This is a genomic window from Neorhizobium sp. AL 9.2.2, assembly GCF_013317225.1.
Taxonomy (GTDB): Bacteria; Pseudomonadota; Alphaproteobacteria; order Rhizobiales; family Rhizobiaceae; genus Neorhizobium; species Neorhizobium soli.
Genome location: NZ_JAALXU010000007.1, coordinates 125166 through 145305, shown reverse-complemented (window position 1 = coordinate 145305; position 20140 = coordinate 125166). Strand labels below are relative to the sequence as shown.

General features: G+C 61.4%; 17 protein-coding genes. 10 read left to right on the top strand and 7 right to left on the bottom strand.

What is annotated here, in order from left to right; genetic code table 11:
- The first annotated feature begins 16 nt into the window (after nt 1-16).
- Both G6K99_RS15610 and G6K99_RS15605 read left to right on the top strand, forming a co-directional pair.
- Nucleotides 17-670 (top strand): DNA-3-methyladenine glycosylase, encoded by a 654-nt coding sequence (locus tag G6K99_RS15610; RefSeq protein WP_174197097.1) that lies wholly within the window; start codon nt 17-19, stop codon nt 668-670.
- Between the two features lie 101 nt (nt 671-771).
- Nucleotides 772-1329, top strand: coding sequence for an HNH endonuclease (locus tag G6K99_RS15605; RefSeq protein ID WP_062461688.1), 558 nt, complete (start codon nt 772-774; stop codon nt 1327-1329).
- 10 nt (nt 1330-1339) lie between these two features.
- Here G6K99_RS15605 and G6K99_RS15600 read toward each other — a convergent pair whose 3' ends face one another.
- The gene (locus tag G6K99_RS15600; protein WP_092660953.1) at nt 1340-1849 is read right to left on the bottom strand and encodes a disulfide bond formation protein B; all 510 of its coding nucleotides are present in this window, start codon (nt 1847-1849) and stop codon (nt 1340-1342) included.
- A gap of 219 nt (nt 1850-2068) precedes the next feature.
- Here G6K99_RS15600 and G6K99_RS15595 point away from each other — a divergent pair, with 219 nt between their 5' ends.
- Nucleotides 2069-2818, top strand: a complete 750-nt coding sequence (locus G6K99_RS15595) for an SDR family oxidoreductase (RefSeq protein WP_174197096.1) — start codon at nt 2069-2071, stop codon at nt 2816-2818.
- Between the two features lie 39 nt (nt 2819-2857).
- On the opposite strand, the gene G6K99_RS15590 is transcribed toward G6K99_RS15595, so the two are convergent.
- Nucleotides 2858-3292 carry a helix-turn-helix domain-containing protein gene (locus G6K99_RS15590; RefSeq protein ID WP_113111803.1) on the bottom strand — a complete coding sequence of 145 codons (435 nt, stop codon included), beginning with the start codon at nt 3290-3292 and terminating at the stop codon, nt 2858-2860.
- A gap of 153 nt (nt 3293-3445) precedes the next feature.
- On the opposite strand from G6K99_RS15590, the gene ligD reads away from it, so the two are divergent.
- Entirely contained in the window at nt 3446-6130 is a 2685-nt protein-coding gene (ligD, locus tag G6K99_RS15585; RefSeq protein WP_174197095.1) for a DNA ligase D, read from the top strand.
- A gap of 366 nt (nt 6131-6496) precedes the next feature.
- Here the strand turns inward: ligD and G6K99_RS15580 are convergent, their stop codons facing one another.
- Together G6K99_RS15580 and G6K99_RS15575 are read right to left on the bottom strand one after the other, a co-directional pair.
- Entirely contained in the window at nt 6497-7303 is an 807-nt protein-coding gene (locus G6K99_RS15580; protein WP_174197094.1) for a Ku protein, read from the bottom strand.
- Nucleotides 7304-7317: 14 nt separating this feature from the next.
- Nucleotides 7318-8235: a Ku protein gene (locus tag G6K99_RS15575; RefSeq protein ID WP_174197093.1), complete on the bottom strand. Its 918-nt coding sequence runs from the start codon at nt 8233-8235 to the stop codon at nt 7318-7320.
- A 218-nt stretch (nt 8236-8453) separates the two neighbouring features.
- Here G6K99_RS15575 and coxB point away from each other — a divergent pair, with 218 nt between their 5' ends.
- Genes coxB through G6K99_RS15550 form a run of 5 tightly spaced genes read left to right on the top strand, consistent with a single transcriptional unit; the run spans nt 8454 to nt 14101 of the window.
- Nucleotides 8454-9521 (top strand): cytochrome c oxidase subunit II, encoded by a 1068-nt coding sequence (coxB, locus tag G6K99_RS15570; protein ID WP_174197092.1) that lies wholly within the window; start codon nt 8454-8456, stop codon nt 9519-9521.
- A complete protein-coding gene (gene ctaD, locus G6K99_RS15565; RefSeq protein WP_174197091.1) occupies nt 9518-12034 on the top strand; it encodes a cytochrome c oxidase subunit I in 2517 nt (838 codons plus the stop codon). The genes coxB and ctaD overlap by 4 nt, the downstream gene beginning before the upstream one ends.
- On the top strand, nt 12031-12414 hold the full coding sequence (locus G6K99_RS15560) for a hypothetical protein (protein ID WP_062581826.1): 384 nt from the start codon (nt 12031-12033) through the stop codon (nt 12412-12414). The genes ctaD and G6K99_RS15560 overlap by 4 nt, the downstream gene beginning before the upstream one ends.
- Entirely contained in the window at nt 12411-13052 is a 642-nt protein-coding gene (locus G6K99_RS15555; protein ID WP_174197090.1) for a cytochrome c oxidase assembly protein, read from the top strand. Before G6K99_RS15560 ends, G6K99_RS15555 begins: the two co-directional genes overlap by 4 nt.
- Nucleotides 13049-14101, top strand: coding sequence for a c-type cytochrome (locus tag G6K99_RS15550; RefSeq protein WP_244631495.1), 1053 nt, complete (start codon nt 13049-13051; stop codon nt 14099-14101). Before G6K99_RS15555 ends, G6K99_RS15550 begins: the two co-directional genes overlap by 4 nt.
- A 54-nt stretch (nt 14102-14155) precedes the next feature.
- On the opposite strand, the gene katG is transcribed toward G6K99_RS15550, so the two are convergent.
- Nucleotides 14156-16360 (bottom strand): catalase/peroxidase HPI, encoded by a 2205-nt coding sequence (gene katG / locus G6K99_RS15545; protein WP_174197089.1) that lies wholly within the window; start codon nt 16358-16360, stop codon nt 14156-14158.
- Nucleotides 16361-16498: 138 nt separating this feature from the next.
- Between katG and G6K99_RS15540 the strand changes: the two genes are divergently transcribed.
- On the top strand, nt 16499-17488 hold the full coding sequence (locus tag G6K99_RS15540) for a hydrogen peroxide-inducible genes activator (protein WP_174197088.1): 990 nt from the start codon (nt 16499-16501) through the stop codon (nt 17486-17488).
- Here G6K99_RS15540 and G6K99_RS15535 read toward each other — a convergent pair.
- Together G6K99_RS15535 and G6K99_RS15530 are read right to left on the bottom strand one after the other, a co-directional pair.
- Nucleotides 17419-18852, bottom strand: a complete 1434-nt coding sequence (locus G6K99_RS15535) for a family 16 glycosylhydrolase (RefSeq protein WP_174197087.1) — start codon at nt 18850-18852, stop codon at nt 17419-17421. The genes G6K99_RS15540 and G6K99_RS15535 overlap by 70 nt on opposite strands.
- A gap of 228 nt (nt 18853-19080) precedes the next feature.
- Nucleotides 19081-19986, bottom strand: coding sequence for a LysR substrate-binding domain-containing protein (locus G6K99_RS15530; RefSeq protein WP_092659440.1), 906 nt, complete (start codon nt 19984-19986; stop codon nt 19081-19083).
- Between the last annotated feature and the right edge of the window lie 154 nt (nt 19987-20140).

The following is a 20140-nucleotide window of genomic DNA, read 5'->3' as shown; positions in this document are numbered from 1 at the left end:
TTTGTGATGCGCAACCATGGAGAAAACCGTGCGGATCATCCGCGACCGATCGGATATCAATGAGGGGCTCGCCGAACTGGTGATCGCCGATCCGCGCCTTGCCCCCATCATCGAGATGTCCGGCGAGCTGCCACTGCGGCTGATCGAACCGGGTTTTGCCGGCCTTGCCTCCATCATCGTCTCGCAAGTGGTTTCGCGGGCGAGCGCCGACGCGATCTGGAAGCGCATGGCAGCTGTTGGTGCCACCGAAGCTGAAGCTTTTGCAGCGCTTGATCCCGAGGTGGTGGCGAGCTTCGGTCTATCGCGGGCCAAGGCTGCGACGCTGATGCATCTTGCGACGGCGATTGCGGAGAAGGGCTTCGACCTCGATGCAATCGGAGGCTTGGAGGCGTCCGAGGCGACACGGCAGCTGATCGCACTGCCCGGTATCGGTCCCTGGACGGCAGAGTGCTACATGATGTTTTCCGCGGGCCATGCGGATTTCTTCCCCGCTGGAGACGTGGCGCTGCAGGCAGCGGTTGCCGACGGGCTTGGCATGGAAGCGCGCCCGACAGAAAAGCAGCTCGCCGCCATCGCGCTCATCTGGCGTCCCTGGCGCTCGGTCGCGACGAGGCTTTTCTGGTCCTATTACGGGGTCAGGACGAAGCGCGACGTCTCTCCGATTTTGTGAAGTTTGGGTGACGGAGCTGCCTGTATTTAAAGGGCTTCACAATCCTGTAACAACGGTCCTAATATAGAGGAGATAGATGCCGAATCCGTTAGGAGCGTCATTTGACGATTGCAGTCTCCCCGCAGGCCTTACCGGCGCTCGTGTTGAACGCTGACTATCGGCCACTGAGCTATTATCCCTTGTCGTTGTGGTCCTGGCAGGACGCGATCAAGGCGGTTTTCCTCGACCGTGTGAACATCATTGCCGAATACGATCATTCGGTATGTTCGCCCAGCTTCTCGATGAAACTGCCGAGCGTCGTCAGCCTGAAGACCTATATCCAGCCGACCCGCAATCCCGCCTTCACGCGCTTCAACGTGTTCCTGCGCGACAAGTTCGAGTGCCAGTATTGCGGCGATCACGACGATCTGACCTTCGACCACGTCATCCCGCGGGCCCATGGCGGCGAAACGACCTGGCAGAACGTTGTGGCGGCGTGTTCGCCCTGCAATTTGCGCAAGGGCAGCAAGCTTCCCAAGCAGGCGGGCATGTTCCCGCACCAGAAGCCCTATGCGCCGACCGTGCAGGACCTGCATAACAACGGCCGGCTGTTTCCGCCCAACTATCTGCACGAAAGCTGGATGGACTATCTCTACTGGGATTCCGAGCTGCAGCCGTAAGGGTTACGGCTCACGCGGCTTTCTTGACGCCGATGAGGGCGATGGCCGCGAGGATGACGCTGGCGATCACGTTCCAGCCTGCAAAGGACAGACCGAGCACGCGGAGTGCCGCTTCCGTGCAGGACGGACCGTGCACCGTGTTGAGGTCGGAGAGAAGGCTGCCGGCATTGGTGGTGACGCCCGCGCCGCCGCCGCAGCTTGCGGGACCTTCCCATAAGGCCCATTCGACGCCCGCGTGATAGACGCCCATGCCGGCGCCAACCAGCATCATCAGACCGACGAGGATCAGAAGCGTGCGGCCGATCCAGGCGGGCATGCCGAATGCCAGGGCACCCATGGCAAGAATGCCGACCGGAATTGCATAGTAATAGGGTTCGCGCTGCAGCAGGCACATCGCACAGGGAATATAGCCGCCGAGATACTGGAAACCGAGCGCTGTGCCGACGGTTGCCGCCATGCCGAGCGTGACGATGACCGCATGGCCGAGGCCTTTGCGGGCATGGGTGGTGGAAGCTGTCAGCGCCATCGGCGTATCCTTGTATTCCCGACGAGATTTCGGGCGCAGCTGTAAATCAGAACCGGCCATCCTGTAAACCGTGTGCCCCTTGTCAGGCAGGGCGTGTGCGGCACATTGCCGTGATGGCCCCATCCGATTTCCCATTTCTTACGAAAAGGTGCCTTCTTACTAAAAGTTACTATGGATGATATTGAAGCGCATCAGCAGCATTGGAGAATGCAAATGGATTTCACGAAAGCAACAATCCTGATCACCGGCGGCAATTCCGGCATCGGCCGCGGTCTCGCCATCGCCCTTTCCGAACGCGGCGCGAAGGTGATCGTTACGGGGCGCAACGAGGCGAGTCTGAATGAGACGCTGAAGGACAATCCGGCGCTTTCCGGATACCAGCTCGATGTCACCGACAAGGACGGCCTGAACGAGTTTGCCGCTTCGGTGGTCATGGATCATCCGGATCTCACCGTCGTCATCCACAATGCCGGCATCATGGAGCGTGAGAACGTGCTCGCAGACGTCTACGACGTCGATGTGGCCGAGCGGACGATCACTACGAACCTTCTCGCGCCGATCTGGCTGACCTCGGCACTGCTTCCGCATCTGCGCCAGAAGCCGGAAGCTGCGATCGTCACCGTCTCCTCCGGCCTTGCCTTTGTACCGCGCACCGATTCCATGACCTACAGCGCCACCAAGGCGGCCATCCATTCCTGGACGATGAGCCTGCGGCACGAATTGCGCAGCACCAAGATCGCCGTGGTGGAGCTTGCCCCGCCACAGGTGGCAACGGAGCTGACGCCCGGCCAGTCGAAGTTCGCGACAGCCATGCCGCTTGCCGATTTCGTCTCCGAATCCGTCGGTCTGCTCTGCGCCGATCCGACGCCGTCGGAAGTGATGGTTCAGCGGGTGATGCGGCAGCGCACGGCCGAAGCCACCGGCAATTTCGACCAGGTGTTTGCGATGATCAACCCGAGCTGACGGCTGCACGATCCGAGGGCGCCGGTATCGCCGGCGCCCTCAGTCTTCGTCGTCGAAAGCCGTTCTCGCCTTTGCCACCGCATCGTGGTTCTCGACCGCCCAGATCCACACATTGCAGAAGGCAGCTCCGAGCGTCAGGCCAAGCGGAGAGAGGCTGTATTCCACCTTGGGCGGCACGCAGGCATAGGTCTTGCGGATGACCAGACCGTCGCGTTCCATGCGCCGGAGCGTCTGGGTCAGCATTTTCTGGCTGATGCCGGTAACGCGGCGGGCGAGGTCGGAAAACCTTAAAACACCTTCGTCCCACAGCGTATCGAGGATGACCACCGTCCACTTGTCGGCGAAGCCCGAGATCATCTGGCGGACGAGGTCTTCCACCTTGGGATCGACATTGTCAGGATAATCGCGGGCCTTGTAGCTCTCTGCCCGCGCCACGTCGTCGGCCGTGAAGACCGGCTTCTGCTGGATGCTCATGGTGGCGTTTTCCTTGGGCTCGAACCTTGAGTGCGTTTGTATCGAAAAGAGAGTTAGCCAGCAAGACGAGGGCCTTCGATCCATCCACCGTGCGTTGTGGAACCAATGCGCCGGTGGGACATTCGGACTCCCTAGCCGTGCCGGGAGCGTTCCATGTCCGATACTCTTTCAACCTACCGCAGCAAGCGTGATTTCAAGAAGACCAAGGAGCCGAGCGGCGCCGCCGAAGTGCGGCCGTCCAAGCGTGGCCGCTTCGTCATCCAGAAACACGATGCGACGCGGCTGCATTACGATCTGCGGCTGGAAATGGATGGCGTGTTCACGTCCTGGGCGGTCACCCGTGGACCCTCGCTCGATCCTCAGGACAAGCGCCTCGCCGTCGAGGTCGAGGATCATCCTCTAGATTACGGCGATTTCGAAGGGACCATTCCGAAAGGCGAGTATGGCGGCGGCACGGTCATGCTGTGGGATCGGGGATACTGGGAAGTCGATGGCGCGCTTCCACTCGAAAAGGCGCTGGCCAAGGGCGATTTCAAGTTCATCCTGGATGGCGAGAGGCTGCAGGGCGGCTTCGTGCTGGTGCGGATGAAAAAGGACCGCGATGGCGGCAAGCGCACCAACTGGCTGCTGATCAAACACCATGACGATCATTCCGTCGACAAGGACGGCGATGCGGTTCTGAAGGAGGCCGAAACCTCGGTCGCTTCCGGTCGCGACATGGCGACGATTGCTGCGGGCAAGGGGCGCAAGCCGAAGCCGTTCATGCTGACCAGCAGCGCGGTCGATGCGGATGCGGTGTGGGACAGTAGCGAAGGACTGGCGGCTGACGAACGGCTCGGCAAGACCCAGGGCAAGGGTGCAAATAAGGGCAAGAGCGCAGATAAGGCGAAACCGGCCTCGGAAAAAATGCCGGATTTCATCGCACCGCAGCTCTGCCAGATCCGCGACCGTCCACCGTCGGCAGAAGGCTGGCTGCATGAGATCAAGTTCGATGGATATCGGGTTCAGATGCGCGTGCAGGATGGCAAGGCCATTTTGAGGACCCGCAAGGGGCTCGACTGGACGGATCGGTTTTCGCAGATTGCCGAGGATGCCGAAGTTCTGCCGGATACGGTGATCGACGGAGAGATCTGCGCGCTTGATCATGACGGTGCGCCGGATTTCGCAGCGCTGCAGGCGGCACTTTCCGAGGACAAGACAGACGACCTCGTCTATTTCGCCTTCGATCTCCTCTTCCACGAGGGCCAAGACCTGCGCGACATGCCGCTCGATGAGCGCAAATCGAGACTTTCGCAGTTGATTGCCGAGGCGGAAGCGGGCGCCCGGATCCGCTATGTCGACCATTTCGAAACCGGTGGCGATGCGGTTCTGCGTTCCGCCTGCCGTCTCTCGCTCGAAGGCATCGTCTCGAAACAGGCGGACGCGCCGTACCGGTCGGGGCGAAGCGACACCTGGGTCAAGGCCAAGTGCCGGGCCGGCCACGAAGTGGTGATCGGCGGCTATGCGACAACCGAAGGCAAGTTCCGCTCGCTTCTCGCCGGGGTCTATCGCGACAACCATTTCGTCTATGTCGGACGCGTCGGAACCGGTTTTGGTGCGGGCAGGGCTGCGGATCTGATGTCCAAGCTCGAACCACTTTCAGCCGAGAAAAGTCCGTTTACCGGTATCGGAGCGCCGAAGAAGACCAAGGACATGCATTGGGTGAAACCGGAGCTGGTTGCCGAGATCCAGTTCGCGGGCTGGACCAATGATGGTCAGGTGCGCCAGGCGGCATTCAAGGGCCTGCGCGAAGACAAGCCGGCTGATGAAGTTGAGGCGGAAAAGCCGGCTTCACCGGATCAGGAGACGCCGCAGCCAAAGGCGGAAAAGACCGCCAGCGGCGCGAAACCCACGAAGGTGCCGCGCGGCAGGGGCGGCAAGGCGGAAGTGATGGGCGTGATGCTCTCCAATCCCGACAAGCCGCTCTGGCCAAGCGATGCGCAGAACGGCGATACGCCTGTTACCAAGGAGGATCTCGGCCGCTATTACGAATCGGTCGCGGGCTGGATGATCGACCACATCAAGGGTCGGCCCTGCTCGGTCATCCGCGCGCCGGACGGGATCGGAGGCGAGCAGTTTTTCCAGCGGCATGCCATGCAGGGCACGTCGAACCTTCTGGAACTGGTCAAGGTGCATGGCGACAAGAAGGCCTATCTGCAGGTCGATCGCATCGAGGGACTGGCAGCGCTGGCGCAGGTCGGATCGCTGGAGCTGCACCCGTGGAACTGCCAGCCGAACAAGCCCGAGGTTCCGGGCCGGCTTGTTTTCGACCTCGACCCGGCTCCCGATGTCGCCTTCCCGAGGGTGGTCGAGGCGGCGCGAGAAATCCGCGATCGGCTCGACGAACTGGGGCTGATGAGCTTTTGCAAGACGACCGGCGGCAAGGGCCTGCACGTGGTCGTGCCGCTGAAGACGGGCGGCCGCAAGGAACTAACCTGGGATGAAGCCAAGGATTTCGCGCACCGGGTTTCCAACCTGATGGCGCAGGACGATCCCGATCTCTATCTCACCAAGATGTCGAAGAAGCTGCGTGAAGGCCGCATCTTCATCGACTATCTGCGAAACGACCGCATGGCGACGGCCGTCGCGCCGCTTTCGCCGCGTGCGCGCGAGGGTGCGACGGTGTCCATGCCGCTCACCTGGACCCAGGTCAAAGCCGACCTCGACCCGCAGCGCTTCACCATTCATACGGTGCCGGCGCTGATTGCGAAAAGCGAAGCGTGGAAAGACTATTGCGACGCCGAGCGGCCGCTTGCAGAGGCGATCAAGCGATTGAAGAAGGTTGAGGCTCGAGGCTGAGGGGTGAGGACAGTAGGCCGGCGTTCGGCCTACTCACGCAGCTGGCAATGCTGTTATCGAACAACTCTACAGTCAATTGGAAAAGTGAGCCTAGTCCCAAACTACCCTCATCCTCGCCCTTGTGGCGTGGATCCAGTCAGCTCAAGTCCTTGAGCTGACAAGAGTCTTCGACCCGACAGACGTCGTGTCGCTGGATCCCCGCCACAAGGGCGAGGATGAGGGAAGTGGGGCGTCGCTCTCGTCAAGCAACGCGCGGCTGGGGAACTTTCAAGGCCTGCGCGACCGAGGTGTCGCCTGCATCCTGAGCCGTAGCTTCTTCAGTGGTTGTCAGCAGCCTGAGGCCACCGTTCCCCAGAAGCCGCCAGCCTACTTGCTTTTCCGCTTGTCGGCCGCCAGCGAGCGTTTCAGCGCATCCATGATGTCGATGACATTGCTCGGCTTCTCGGCCTCGTCCTTTTCGGCCTTTTTCGGTGTCGGGCGGCGTTGTTTCTTTTTCGACTTGATGATGTCGAGCAGATTGTCCTGCACCGGATCGGTCACGAATTTCGCGTCCCAGGGGCGGGTCTGCTGTTCGATCAGCTTGCGGATCAGCGGCAGTGTCTCTTTCTCGGGCTCCGCCTTGTCCAGTCCGTCGAAATAGTCCTTGGCTTCGCGCACCTCGTCGCCGAAGCGCAGCGTCCAGAGCACGATGCCCTTGCCGCGGGGCTCGATCATCACGGCCCGCTCGCGCCGGCCGAGCACCAGTCGCGAGATGCCGACCATCTCCTGGCTGTCCATCGCGGCGCGGATCACCGAGAATGCCTCTTCGCTGACCTTTTCGTTGGGCGTCAGATAGTAGGGCGTATCGAGCCAGATCCAGTCGATTTCGGAACGCGGCGTGAAGGTCGAGATATCGATCGTCTTGGTGCTTTCGAGCGCGACATTGTCGAGCTCCTCGTCTTCCAGCATCACGTAGTCGTCTTCGCCGCGCTGATAGCCTTTGACTTCATCGTCGTCACGCACGGGCTTGCCGGTCACCGAATCCACGTAGTGGCTCTGCACCCGGTTGCCGGTTTCGCGGTTGAGCGTGTGAAAGCGCACCTTCTCGCTTTCCGAGGTCGCCGGTGTCATCTCGACGGAGCAGGTGACGAGCGAAAGCTTCAGATAGCCTTTCCAGTAGGGACGTATCGCCATGGCTGTCGTTTCCCTTAACCGGCCTTGCGGCGCGTGCTTGTCGAGGATGATGGTGCGGATTTGGCAGTCTTGCGCGGCGTCTTGTTGGTGTTGGCGGATTTCGGCTTGGCGCTCGCCTTGGTCTTTGCCTTCGGCTTGTCCGTTGATCCGGACTTGCCGCCCATGCCGGCGCTTTCACGCAGGGCCTGCAGAAGATCGGATGGTTTGGAGGCTGTCGGGGCCTTCCGCTTCGGGATCTTCTTGCCCTCGAGCTTCGCCTTCACCAGTTCGGCCAGCGCTTCTTCATACCGGTCGTCGGACTTGGTCGGGTCGTAGCTACCCTTCTTGGTGCCGATGATATGGGAGGCGAGTTCGAGCATCTCCTTGTCGATCTTGACCTCTGTCACGTCTTCGAAGGCCTTGTCCGTCGAGCGGACCTCGTAATCGAAATTGAGCGTGGTGCCGATCAGCCCGTCGCCGTGGGGACGGATCAGCACTGTCCGCAACCGCCGGAAAAGCACGGTGCTGGCGATCGCTGCGACGCCCGCCTCCTTCATGCCGTCGCGCAGAAGCGCAAAGGCTTCCTCGCCGAGCTTTTGGGGCGCGAGATAATAGGGCTTGTCGAAATAGATGTCGTCGATTTCCGAGCATGGAATGAACGCGTCGATATCGAGTGTCTTGTCGCTCTCGGGGATAGCGGCGGCGATTTCCTCGGGTTCCAGCACCACGTATTTGCCGCTGCCGGTCTCGTAGCCCTTCACCTGGTCGTCGTGCTCGACGGGGTCACCTGTCTCGCTGTCCACAAACTCGCGGCGCACGCGATTTCCGGTCTTGCGATTGAGGATGTTGAAGCTGATCCGGTCCGACGATGAAACCGCTGTGTAGAGCGCGACAGGGCAGCTCACCTCGCCGAACTTGATATGACCTTTCCAGTTGGCACGTTGTGCACTCATATCAACCTGCTCCCTTGCTTGACGGCGGGATCGTCAACGAAGGTGACGTAACGGAGCCAGAGGGCGATAGTTCCTTTTCGCGAGCGGTTGTCATGAAGTTCGATGAGACGCGGCCCTTAACGCTTATCGTTTCCACCGGGCAAAAAATTTTCGTTTGGGCTGGGAACAAAATTCGAAGTCGTGCATTGCGCCTGTTCGAGCCGGGGGTGAAGAGCAGAATGAACGATGACCGCGTGACCGGTGACAGCCGGCCAACCCGATCTCAAACCTATTTCGACGATGTCATCGTCCGCGCCCTTCTGCCTGCGGCGAAAGCAGTCCTTTCCCTAATTCTCCTCTGTCCGCTGATGGTTTCCTGCTCCGGCGTGCAGTCGGTGCTTGATCCCGCGGGACGGGAAGCCGCGGGTGTCGCGACACTGTTCTTCGCGATGCTGATCGGCGGCGCGGTGATCTGGGTCGGCGTCGTGGCGCTTCTGTTTTATGCGGCGCGCAAGAAGAACGCCCATTCCGAACAGGGGGCGGGCAAGCTGATCCTATGGGGCGGCGCCGTGATGCCCTGCATCGTTCTCGGCGCGCTGTTATCCTACGCCATGTGGCTGATGCCCAATGTCCGTCCGTTTTTCTCAGGCGGCGGTGAGGGGCTGCAACAGATCGATGTTACCGGCGAGCAGTACTGGTGGCGGGTCCGTTATCTCGATCCGGACGGCTCTGTCGCCTTCGAGACCGCCAACGAGATCCGCATGCCTGTCGGCGAGCGGGTGGCGTTTCAGCTGACCTCGCCCGATGTCATCCATTCGTTCTGGATCCCGGTGCTCGGCGGCAAGATGGACATGATCCCCGGCCGTCGCAACGTGTTGACGCTGGAGGGCAACAAGCCCGGCTCCTATCGCGGTGTCTGCGCCGAATTCTGCGGCACCTCGCATGCGCTGATGGGCTTTACCGTGGAGGTGATGGAAAAGCCGGCCTATGACGCCTGGCTCGCATCCCGCCGCAGCGCTTCGGGTGGCGGCGATGCCGAGGGACTGGCGCTGTTTCTGAAACACGGCTGTTCCGCCTGCCATGCGATCTCCGGCACCGAGGCGCGCGGCGTCATCGGCCCGGATCTGACGGCATTCGGCGAACGCGGCTCGGTCGGTGCCGGCACGCTCGGCAATACCACCGCCGATATCGCCCGCTTCCTGCGCGATCCCGCCGGCGTCAAGCCCGGTGTGCGGATGCCGCATTACAATATGGTGCCTGAAGCCGAAACCGATCGCATTGCACAGTATCTGAAGGGGCTTCAATGAGCGTTGAACTCGGAAATTTCTCGCCCGAGGAGCGCGCTGCCCAGGAAAAGAGGCTGCGCGACACCTGGGAAACGCCCAAAGGCTGGCGCTACTGGACCTCGGTCAACAACAGCGAGATCGGGCTCTGGTACGGCGTGACTGCGTTCGTCTTCATGCTGTTTGCCGGCGTTCTCGGGCTGCTGATCCGGCTGCAGCTCGTGGTTCCCAACAATGATTTCATGTCGGCCGAGCTGTTCAATCAGGTCTTTACCCTGCATGGCACGGTCATGATGTTCCTGTTCGCGGTGCCGATCTTCGAGGCGATCGCGATCTTTCTTCTGCCCTCCATGCTTGGCGCACGCGAACTACCGTTTCCGCGGCTATCAGCCTTCGGCTACTGGAGCTTCCTGCTCGGCGGAATCTTCGTCTGCGGCTCGATCTTCTTCAACGCGGCACCCAATGCCGGCTGGTTCATGTATCCGCCGCTTGCCACCGACAAGGAATATGCGGGCATCGGCGCCGACATCTGGCTGCTCGGCCTCTCCTTCATCGAGGTCGCATCGATTGCCGCAGCCGTCGAGATCATCGTCGGCATCATGAAATGCCGCGCACCCGGCATGCGCATCAACATGATGCCGATGTTTGCCTGGTATCTGCTGATCGTCGCGGGGATGATCCTGTTTGCCTTCCCGCCGCTGATTGCCGGCGACATCCTGTTCGAGATGGAACGGATGTTCAACTGGCCGTTCTTCGATCCTTCCCGCGGCGGCGATCCCTTGCTCTGGCAGCATCTGTTCTGGATCTTCGGCCATCCGGAAGTCTACATCGTCTTCCTGCCGGCCATCGCGCTAATGGCGATGATCGTGCCGACGTTCTCACAGCGTCCGATCGTCGGCTATTCGTGGATCGTGCTGGCCGCCGTCGGCACCGGTTTCCTGAGTTTCGGGCTGTGGGTCCACCACATGTTCGCGACCGGCCTGCCGCAGATTTCGCTCGCCTTCTTCTCGGCGGCATCGGAAGCGGTGGCAATCCCGACCGGGGTGCAGATCTTCGTGTTCATCGCGACCATGCTTGCGGGCCGGGTGATCTTTTCGGTGCCGATGCTGTTTGGCGCAGGCGGTCTGATCATCTTCGTGATCGGCGGGCTGACCGGCGTCATGGTGGCGCTCGTTCCGTTCGACTGGCAGGCGCATGACACCTATTTCATCGTGGCGCACCTGCATTACGTTCTAATCGGCGGCATGTTCTTTCCGATCGTCGCCGGCATCTACTACTACTTCCCGTTCGTCACCGGCAAAAAGCTGTCGGATACCTGGGGCAAGGTGTCGTTCTGGCTGATGTTCACAGGCTTCAATACGGCGTTCTTCCCGATGCATTTTTCCGGATTGCGTGGCATGCCGCGGCGCGTCTTTACCTACCCGGAAGAATTCGGCTGGGATATTTTCAACCTCGTCTCGACCATCGGCGCCTTCATCTTTGCATCCGGTGTCGCCACCTTCGTGATCGACATTTTCCGCCCGAAGGAAAAGCCGGCAGAGCGCAATCTCAATCCGTGGAATTCGGGCACGCTGGAATGGACCAACGATCCGGATGAAAGCTGGGGCATGCGCTCCGTGCCTATTATCACCAGCCGCTACCCGCTCTGGGACCAGCCCAACCTGCAGGCCGATATCGAGGCTGGCCGGTTCTATCTGCCGGATGCGAAATCCGGCCGGCGCGAGACGCTGGTCACCTCGGTGCTCGATGCCACGCCGATCCAGTGTCTGCGCGTCGGCGGCGTGTCCTATGTCACCATCATCGCCGCGCTGGCGCTGGGCGGCGTGTTTATCGCGCTCACCTTCCATTGGTGGATCCCCACCATCATTTGCGCCATCATCACCTTTATCGCCATCATCTACTGGCTGTGGACGGGTACGGCGCAGATCCCGGATACGGCTGAAACCGATGTCGGTCTGGGCCTCAGCCTGCCGGTCTATGTCTCAGGCCCCGCATCTGTCGGATGGTGGGCAATGTTCATCACCATGGTTGGCGACGGTACGGCCTTTGCCAGCCTGATTTTCGGCTATTTCTTCTACTGGACGGTGCATGACGATTATACCGGTGTCAGTGCCGGCCCCGGCGTGTTCTGGCCGATGGTGGCACTGGTCCTCTATCTTGCCGCCTGGGGCCTGACGATGCTGGCCCGGCAGCTGAACGAGAAGGGCCCGGTCGGTTGCCGCGCGGCACTGGTGGCCGCCGCAGTCGTGACCATCGCCGCTTCGCTTGCCGGTCTTGCTGGCCCTTATTTCACCGGCATGGATCCGACTTCCAACGTCTATCCGGCCACCGTCTGGGTCATCGCTCTCTGGACCGTCATCCACGGCGTGGTCGGCGTCGTGATGCAGCTCTACTGCCTTGCCCGCAGCCTCACCGGCAACATGACCGGCGAGTACGACCAGGATATCCGCAACGTCACGCTCTACTGGCATTTCATGGCGTTTACCGCCGTCGTCACATTCGGTGTGCTCGGTCTCTTTCCGCTGGTGGCATCATGAAGAGCGTCATTCCCCGCGAGGTCGAAACTCTCTGGACCCTGTTTACGGCGCCAGTGGTCTGGGCGCTGCATTTCATCATCTGCTATGCGACGGTCGCGGTTTTCTGCGCCAAGCGTCTGCCGGCGTCGTTCAGCTTCGATACGGTCCGGATCGTGCTTGTCGTCGTGACACTCGCCGCGCTCGCGATGATCGTGCTTTCGGCCTATCTCGCCTGGCGCCAGTGGGGGTTCGGTGCCAGGGACGCGCCGCATGACGAACCGACGCGCTCGTCGCGCACGCTGTTCCAAGGGTTTGCAACGCTGCTTCTGTCGGGCCTGAGCTTCGTGTCGGTCGTCTATGCGGCCATTCCGCTGATCTTCATTGCGGAGTGCCAGCCATGAAACGCCTTGCGCTGATCGCGGGGGCGCTGGTCCTCGGTGTCCTCTGGCTCGGCATCCTGCCGTTTTCCGATCGCGGCTCGTTCTCGGTGCACATGGTCGCCCATATGGGTGTCGTTGCCATCGCATCGCCGCTGATTGCGTTTGGCATGTCCGGAACGCGCTTCGATTTCACGGCCGGTCATCTCTGGCTCACACCGATGCTCGCCTCGGTGCTGGAACTGTTTGCCGTCTGGGGCTGGCATATTCCGGCCATGCGCGAGCTATCGGAAGGGTCGGTCCCGTTCGCAGCGCTTGAGCAACTGGTGTTTCTCACGGCCGGGCTAACATTGTGGCTCTCCTGTCTTGGCGGTGCCGCATCCGGACGCGAGGCGCGGCGTCTTGCCGGCACGTTCGGCCTCTTGTTTACCTCGATGCATATGACGCTCCTCGGCGCGCTTCTGTCGCTGTCGCCGCGGCCGCTTTATGGGGATGGGGAGGTCAGCTGTTTCGGCATTCCGCTCACCGCGCTCAACGATCAACAGACAGGCGGCGTGGTGATGCTGCTGGTTGGTGCTATCGTCTATCTTGCAGGCGGCGTGGCGCTGCTCGCCGGCATGCTGAGGCATGATCCGGCTCCTGAGCTTGAGGGGAACGCATGATGACGATCCGCTGGAAGCATCTGATCATTCTTGCCATCCTTGCGCCGATCCTCGGCTTCGGCGTCGCCTGGTCGGGCCTGATCAGCGTGCGCGCCTCGTCGGGACACTGGGCAGCGACCGACTGGTTCCTGCATTGGGTTATGCGCAATTCGGTCAGCACTGCCTCAATGTCCGTCGATCCGCCACCGCTCGACAATCCGGCCCTGGTGCCTGCGGGCGCCGGTCATTTCGAAAGCGGATGCGCTACCTGTCACGGGTCGCCGGCGCAGGGCCGTTCCGATGCCGTGCTGTCGATGCTGCCACCGCCACCGGATCTCAAGGAAGTCGTGCCGACCTGGACCGACGCACAGCTGTTCGAGATCGTCAAGCATGGTGTTCGCTTTACCGGCATGCCGGCCTGGCCGGTGCAGACACGCGACGACGAAGTCTGGGCGATGGTGGCGTTCTTGCGCAAACTGCCCGAGATGGACGGCAAGGCCTATATCGCCGCGTCCGGGCTGCACGGCATGGGAACCGCCGGCGAAGTATCGCCGCTGCCGATCACCTGCGAAAGCTGTCATGCGGAGGCAAAACTCAACGACGGCAGCATAATTCCGCGCCTCGCAGGACAGTCGGAGACCTATCTGCTGGAAAGCCTGAAGGCCTACCACGACAACAGGCGGCCGAGCGGTATCATGGGTGTCGCGGTCGGGACGCTCCCGGAGGAAAGCCTGCCGGAATTGGCGCGCTACTATGCCAGCCAGCAAAGCCCGAAACGCGACATGCCGCCGAAGGATCAGGCACTTGTGGAAAGAGGGCGGCAGCTTGCCGAGAAGGGACGGTCTGCGGACAAGATCCCCGTCTGTCTCAGCTGTCATGACAAGGGGGGTGCGAACCCTGCCTATCCGAAACTTTCGGGGCAGAATGCCGCCTATCTGAAGCAGCAGCTCGATCTGTTTCGAGGCGCCGTTCGTGGCGGCACGTCATCGAGCCATCTGATGGTGAATGCCGCAAAATATCTTCAGGACGACGATATCGATGCTCTCTCGGCGTTCTTCAGCCAGCGCTGACGCCAGAAAGAGATCGGCCGGGCGCAACGTGTGTTGCGTCCGGCCGGTTTTGTTTTAGGCGCGCAGGTCGAAACGATCTGCGTTCATCACCTTCACCCATGCGGCCACGAAATCCTTGACGAACTTCGTCTTGGCATCGGCCTGGGCATAGATTTCGGCAATCGCGCGCAGCTGCGAATGCGAGCCGAAGATCAGGTCGGCGCGGGTGGCAGTCCACTTCTGCGCGCTGGTGCTGCGGTCGCGACCTTCATAGACGCCACGCTCGCCGGCAACAGGTGCCCAGACGGTGCCCATGTCGAGGAGGTTGACGAAGAAGTCGTTCGTCAGCGTCTCCTTGGCAGTCGTGAACACGCCATGCTCAGGGGTGCCAACGTTCAGAACACGAAGGCCGCCGACCAGAACGGTCATTTCCGGTGCCGTCAGGGTCAGAAGCTGGGCGCGGTCGACCAGTGCTTCTTCCGCCTGCATGAACTGCGTGCGCTTTTCATTCACGTAGTTGCGGAAACCGTCGATGCGGGGCTCGAGTGCTGCAAACGACAGGGCGTCGGTCTGCGCCTCGGAGGCATCCATCCGGCCGGGCGAGAAGGGCACGACGACATCGTGACCAGCAGCCTTCGCCGCCTTTTCAACGCCGGCAGCGCCCGCCAGCACGATCAGGTCGGCAAGCGAGACCTTCTTTGCACCGGCATGGGCCGTGTTGAAGGCGGTCTGGATGTCTTCCAGCTGACGGAGAACCTTGGCAAGCTGTTCCGGCTGGTTGACTTCCCAGTCCTTCTGCGGGCTCAGACGGATGCGGGCACCGTTGGCACCGCCGCGCTTGTCGGAACCGCGGAAGCTGGACGCCGATGCCCAGGCGGTGGACACCAGTTCCTGAACCGAAAGACCGGTTGCCAGAACCTTTTCCTTGAGGTTGGCGATGTCAGCATCGTCGATCAGCGGATGATCGACCGGCGGAATGACGTCCTGCCAGATCAGGTCTTCGGCGGGCACTTCCGGGCCGAGGTAGCGAACCTTGGGGCCCATGTCGCGGTGGGTCAGCTTGAACCAGGCGCGTGCAAACGCATCGGCAAATTCGGCCGGGTTTTCGAGGAAGCGGCGCGAGATCGGCTCGTAGATCGGGTCGAAACGCAGCGCCAGGTCGGAGGTCAGCATGGTCGGGACATGCTTGCGGCCGGGGATATGCGCGTCCGGTACCGAAGCTTCGGCGTTCTTCGCCTGCCACTGGTGGGCACCGCCCGGGCTCTTCGTCAGTTCCCATTCAAAGCCAAACAGGTTTTCGAAGAAGTAGTTGCTCCACTGGGTCGGCGTCTGGGACCAGGTGACTTCGAGACCGCTGCCGATCGTGTCGGCGCCCATGCCGGTGCCGTGCTTGCTCGCCCAGCCGAGGCCCTGCGATTCCAGCTCGCCGCCTTCCGGATCGGTTCCGACCAGCGACGGATCACCGGCGCCATGGGTCTTGCCGAACGTGTGGCCGCCAGCGATCAGCGCCACGGTTTCCTCGTCGTTCATCGCCATGCGGGCAAAGGTGCTTCTGATGTCGCGGGCAGACGCCAGCGGGTCCGGGTTGCCGTTCGGGCCTTCCGGGTTGACGTAGATGAGGCCCATCTGCACGGCGCCGAGTGGTTCGGCCAGCTCGCGCTCGCCGCTGTAGCGCTCGTCGCCCAGCCAGCTGCCTTCGGGACCCCAATAGAGTTCTTCCGGCTCCCACACGTCGGCGCGGCCGCCGGCAAAACCGAAGGTCTTGAAGCCCATCGATTCCAGCGCAACGTTGCCGGTCAGGATCATCAGGTCGGCCCAGGAGATCTTGTTGCCGTATTTCTGCTTGATCGGCCACAGAAGGCGGCGGGCCTTGTCGAGATTGACGTTGTCAGGCCAGCTGTTGAGCGGTGCGAAACGCTGCTGGCCCATGCCGGCGCCGCCGCGGCCGTCGGTGATGCGATAGGTGCCGGCGCTGTGCCAGGCCATGCGGATGAACAGACCACCGTAATGACCGAAATCGGCCGGCCACCAGTCCTTGCTATCGGTCATCAGCGCGTGAAGGTCCTGCTTCACGGCGTCGAGATCGAGCGTCTTGAATTCTTCGGCATAATCGAACGACTTGCCCAGCGGGTTGGCCAGTGCCGTGTGGGTATGCAGAATCTGAACGTTCAGCTGGCTTGGCCACCAGTCGCGGTTCGAGCGACCGCGGGGCGTATGGCCCTGGGGGTTCTGGCCATGTGCAACGGGACACTTGCCCGCAGTGTCAGTTTTCGTGTCCATGACATTCTCCTTAGATTGTCTGTCGTGCATTGCATGAAAAGGGGAGGATTGTGTGTCGCAACCCGGTGTCTCAAGTCCTACAGGAACATTTCGATAAATTTAAGTTGGATTTCCTGATGGTTGCGATAATTTCACCTTATGACCAATTTTACTCTCAAACAGCTCCGCTATTTCGAGGCTTTGGCGCGCGACGCGAGTTTCCGCAAGGCGGCTGAAGCCTGCGCCATCTCTCAGCCTGCGCTGTCGATGCAGATCAAGGAACTCGAGGATCAAGTCGGTCGCGCCCTGTTCGACCGGGGCACGCGCGACGTCCGGCTGACCGCGTTCGGAGAGCTTTTTGCGCTCCGGGCCCGCGACATCGTGCGGGCCGCCGACGAACTCGCGGATCTGTCGCGCGCGTCGCGGGACCGGTTTCTGTCGCGGCTTCGCATCGGCGTCATCCCGACCGTTGCACCCTATCTGCTTCCATCTGTTATCAACGAGCTCAACCGGGCATTCGACGGGATCCGGGTCGAGATCCGCGAAACGCAGACGACCAGACTGGTGCAGGAAGTGATGCAGGGCGGGCTCGATGTGGCGATCGTCGCGCTGCCGGTCTCCGAGCCTTCACTGACGGAGCTCAAACTGTTCGACGAGGAATTCGTGCTGGTGCGCAGCCGTGAGGATGGCGACAAACCGGTGCCGGAGCCGGATGCGCTCAAGGAAATGCGGCTTCTCCTTCTTGAGGAGGGACATTGTTTCCGCGATCAGGCGCTGTCCTTCTGCGGCATCGGGTCGAACCGCCCGCGCGAGATCCTGTCTCGGGAAATCATGGAGGGAAGCTCGCTGTCGACGCTGGTGCAGATGGTCGGTGCCGGCATCGGCGTCACGCTCATTCCGGAAATGGCGGTGCCGGTCGAGACCCGCTCCGCGCGGGTCTCCATTTCGCGGTTCGATTCACCGCCACCGGCCCGCAGCATCGGCATGATCTGGCGCAATTCGACGCCGCTTGCCAAGCAGTTGCTGCAGGTGGCCGACGTGGTTCTCGGTGCCGCCGCCATCATGCGGCAGCAGACGGCCTATACGAGGCCGTCGTCCGATGCGCTTGAGATCGACGACGTAGGCGCTGCGTCGTCGTCGATTTCGTAGGCATGGATATAGTCGATGACCATCTTGGCTCCGCCGGACAGATCGCCCGGCTTTCCGGCCGCGCCGCCGACGGCCAGATTGACCAGAAGGTACATCGGGTCATGCATGTCTGACGGTGTCTCGGCGCTGGCAATCGCCACGTCGTCGAAATACCAGACGATTTCCTCTTCGGTCCACAGCATGCCGTAGGTGTGGAAGCCTTCGGTGCTGGGAACGCTGATCGCAGACGTCTGCGTGGTCTGCTTGCCGGTCTCATTGGAATGCGCGGAAACATGAACCGTGTTCGGGTCCTGGCCGCGCATTTCCACCACGTCTATTTCCGGTGGCCACGATCCGTCTTCCGGCAGCAGCCAGAAGGCTGGCCATGTCGCCTGGTCGGTCGGCATGTCGGCGCGCATTTCGAAATAGCCGTAGGTCTGCGAGAATGTCGAATAGGTGTTCAACATTCCAGACACGTAGTCGTAGCCGTTGACCGCGTCCGAGATCGCATCCGGCGTATTCTTGGCGGTGATCGTCAGCGCGCCGTTTGAGACCGAGAACGGGCTGTAGCCGGCGGTCGGCGCATAAAGCGGGTTCACGTACCATTGGCTTTCGCCATTCGTCGGCAGAGAACTGCCCTGGTCCGGCGCCCAGTGGAAGTTTGCGTCCCACGTGCCGCTCGTGCCGTTGTTCAGGGAAAGCGCGTTGAACTCGTCGCCGAATGTCTTCGTCAGGACCGAGCGGTCGAGGCTGAGCGCAAACTGGTCGGCAGACAGGTCATCGGCTGTCGTGCCCGCAAACACGAGGCTGTCGCCGTCCCCGAGGTCAAGCCGCAGATTGGCGCCTTCCTGGGTCAGGCTGTTGCCCACCTGTTCGAAGGAAGTGAAGCTGTAGCCATCGAGGCGGATCTTGTCGTCGGCACTGAAATCGGTGATCAGGTCGCTGCCATTGCCCTTGGCGACGATGAATGTGTCGGCCCCGCCGCCACCGGTCAGCACGTCGTTTCCTGCGCCGCCATCGAAGGTCTGGCGCGAGGACGAGCCCGAGATGATGTTGTCGAGATCGTTGCCGAAGGCGAAGCGGTTGTCACCTGTGACGCGCAGGTTTTCGATATTGTCCGGCAGCGTGTAGCTCATCCAGGTATCGACCGTGTCGATGCCCTGGCCTGCCGCTTCAGCGGCCCGGTTGATGCTGGAATAGAGGTAATAGATGTCGTCGCCGGTGCCGCCGCGCATGGTCACGTTGACGGCGCTGTCGCCGTACATGGAATCATTGGCCGCTGTGCCTGATAGTGCGGTGCCGGCACCTGTTGCTGAAATCCAGGCTTTGGATGTGCCGCTGTAATACAAGGTTTCGCCAAGGGCGTTCAAAACGGTTTTGGTCATCAAAGTGTCTCCTGTTTGAAAAACGTTGACCTTTGGTCTTCTCCTCCGTTTCGTTAGAGCTCCCTGTTTCAGGCTACCGCGTCGATGCTGCACCGCACAGCGCGAACCGCTGGCGGGCTGAACAAGCTGCTCCCATTTCTGGACACGACTGTTCGTGCCGTCCTTTTTTGCGACAGAAGTGTGCGGGTATGGGGCAGGCATGCCAGATCTGGCTGTGGACAGTCGCGGTTACGGGCGGTCCAGTTCAGGTCCCAGCTGCGCGGTCAGCCATGTCTTGAATGTCAGCATGGACGGGCTGGAATGGATATGGGGCGTGCTGAACCAGTAGCCGAAATCGCTCCGGTAACCGAGGCCGGCCGGATTGATGAGCCTGCCGGTAGCAATCTCGTCGAGGATCAGGCCGCGCGGGATCAGTGCCAAGCCCTGGCCGGCAAGTGCGGCGCGGATCACCATCGTGTAATAGCCGAAGCGGGTAATGTGGCGAACAGTGGCCCCGTCGCGGTTGTGATGAGCTACAAAATGTTGCCAGTGAAACGGCGTCTGGGGATGTTCGAGCATCACGTGTTCGGCAAGGTCGTCGATGTCACAAGGCGTTCCGGCCTTGGCGAAATAGTTCGGTGCGCTCACCAGAAGCACGTCTTGACCGAAGAGATAGGTGCTGTTGTCCCGGTGTTGTGGCGTCGCCGCAAACTCGAAAATGCCGTCCGGGACTTCAGACTGCGATGGCGAGATGAAGGTCGTGAACTGCACCTCGATGTCAGGATGCTGTTCCGCAAACAGATGGAATTTCGGCAGCAGCCAGCGATCGCCGAAAATCGGCAGGACCTGCAGGCGCAGCACGCCCGGGCCGGGCTTCAGCCGTGCGACCAGCAGGGCCGCATCCTCCATGGCTTTCAATGCCACGCGCGCGTGATCGATATAGATGCGGCCGGCCTCGGTCGCCACCATGCCGCGTGGCGTGCGCAGGAAGGCGGGGCTGCCGATCAATTCCTCCAGCGCCAGCAGCTGCTTGCTGACAGCACTCTGGGACAGCGCCGTCGTTTCCGCCGCAGCACTCGTCGATCCGCGTTCGGCCACCGCCAGCAGAACCTGAAGCGATGCGGTGGACGGCAGGCGCCTGCGACGTTGCTCCATCAGGGTCTCGCTGTTTTGTCGGGATGCGTTCGATCCATTATCGCCAGCGCGCCGTTTTGCGCTAGTCGTTTTTGTCATAGGGCCAAGGAAATAAGTTCGCTTGCCCATTCGTGGTGCACATGGGATCCCTGCCCATTATCTGAACAGAAGGGTT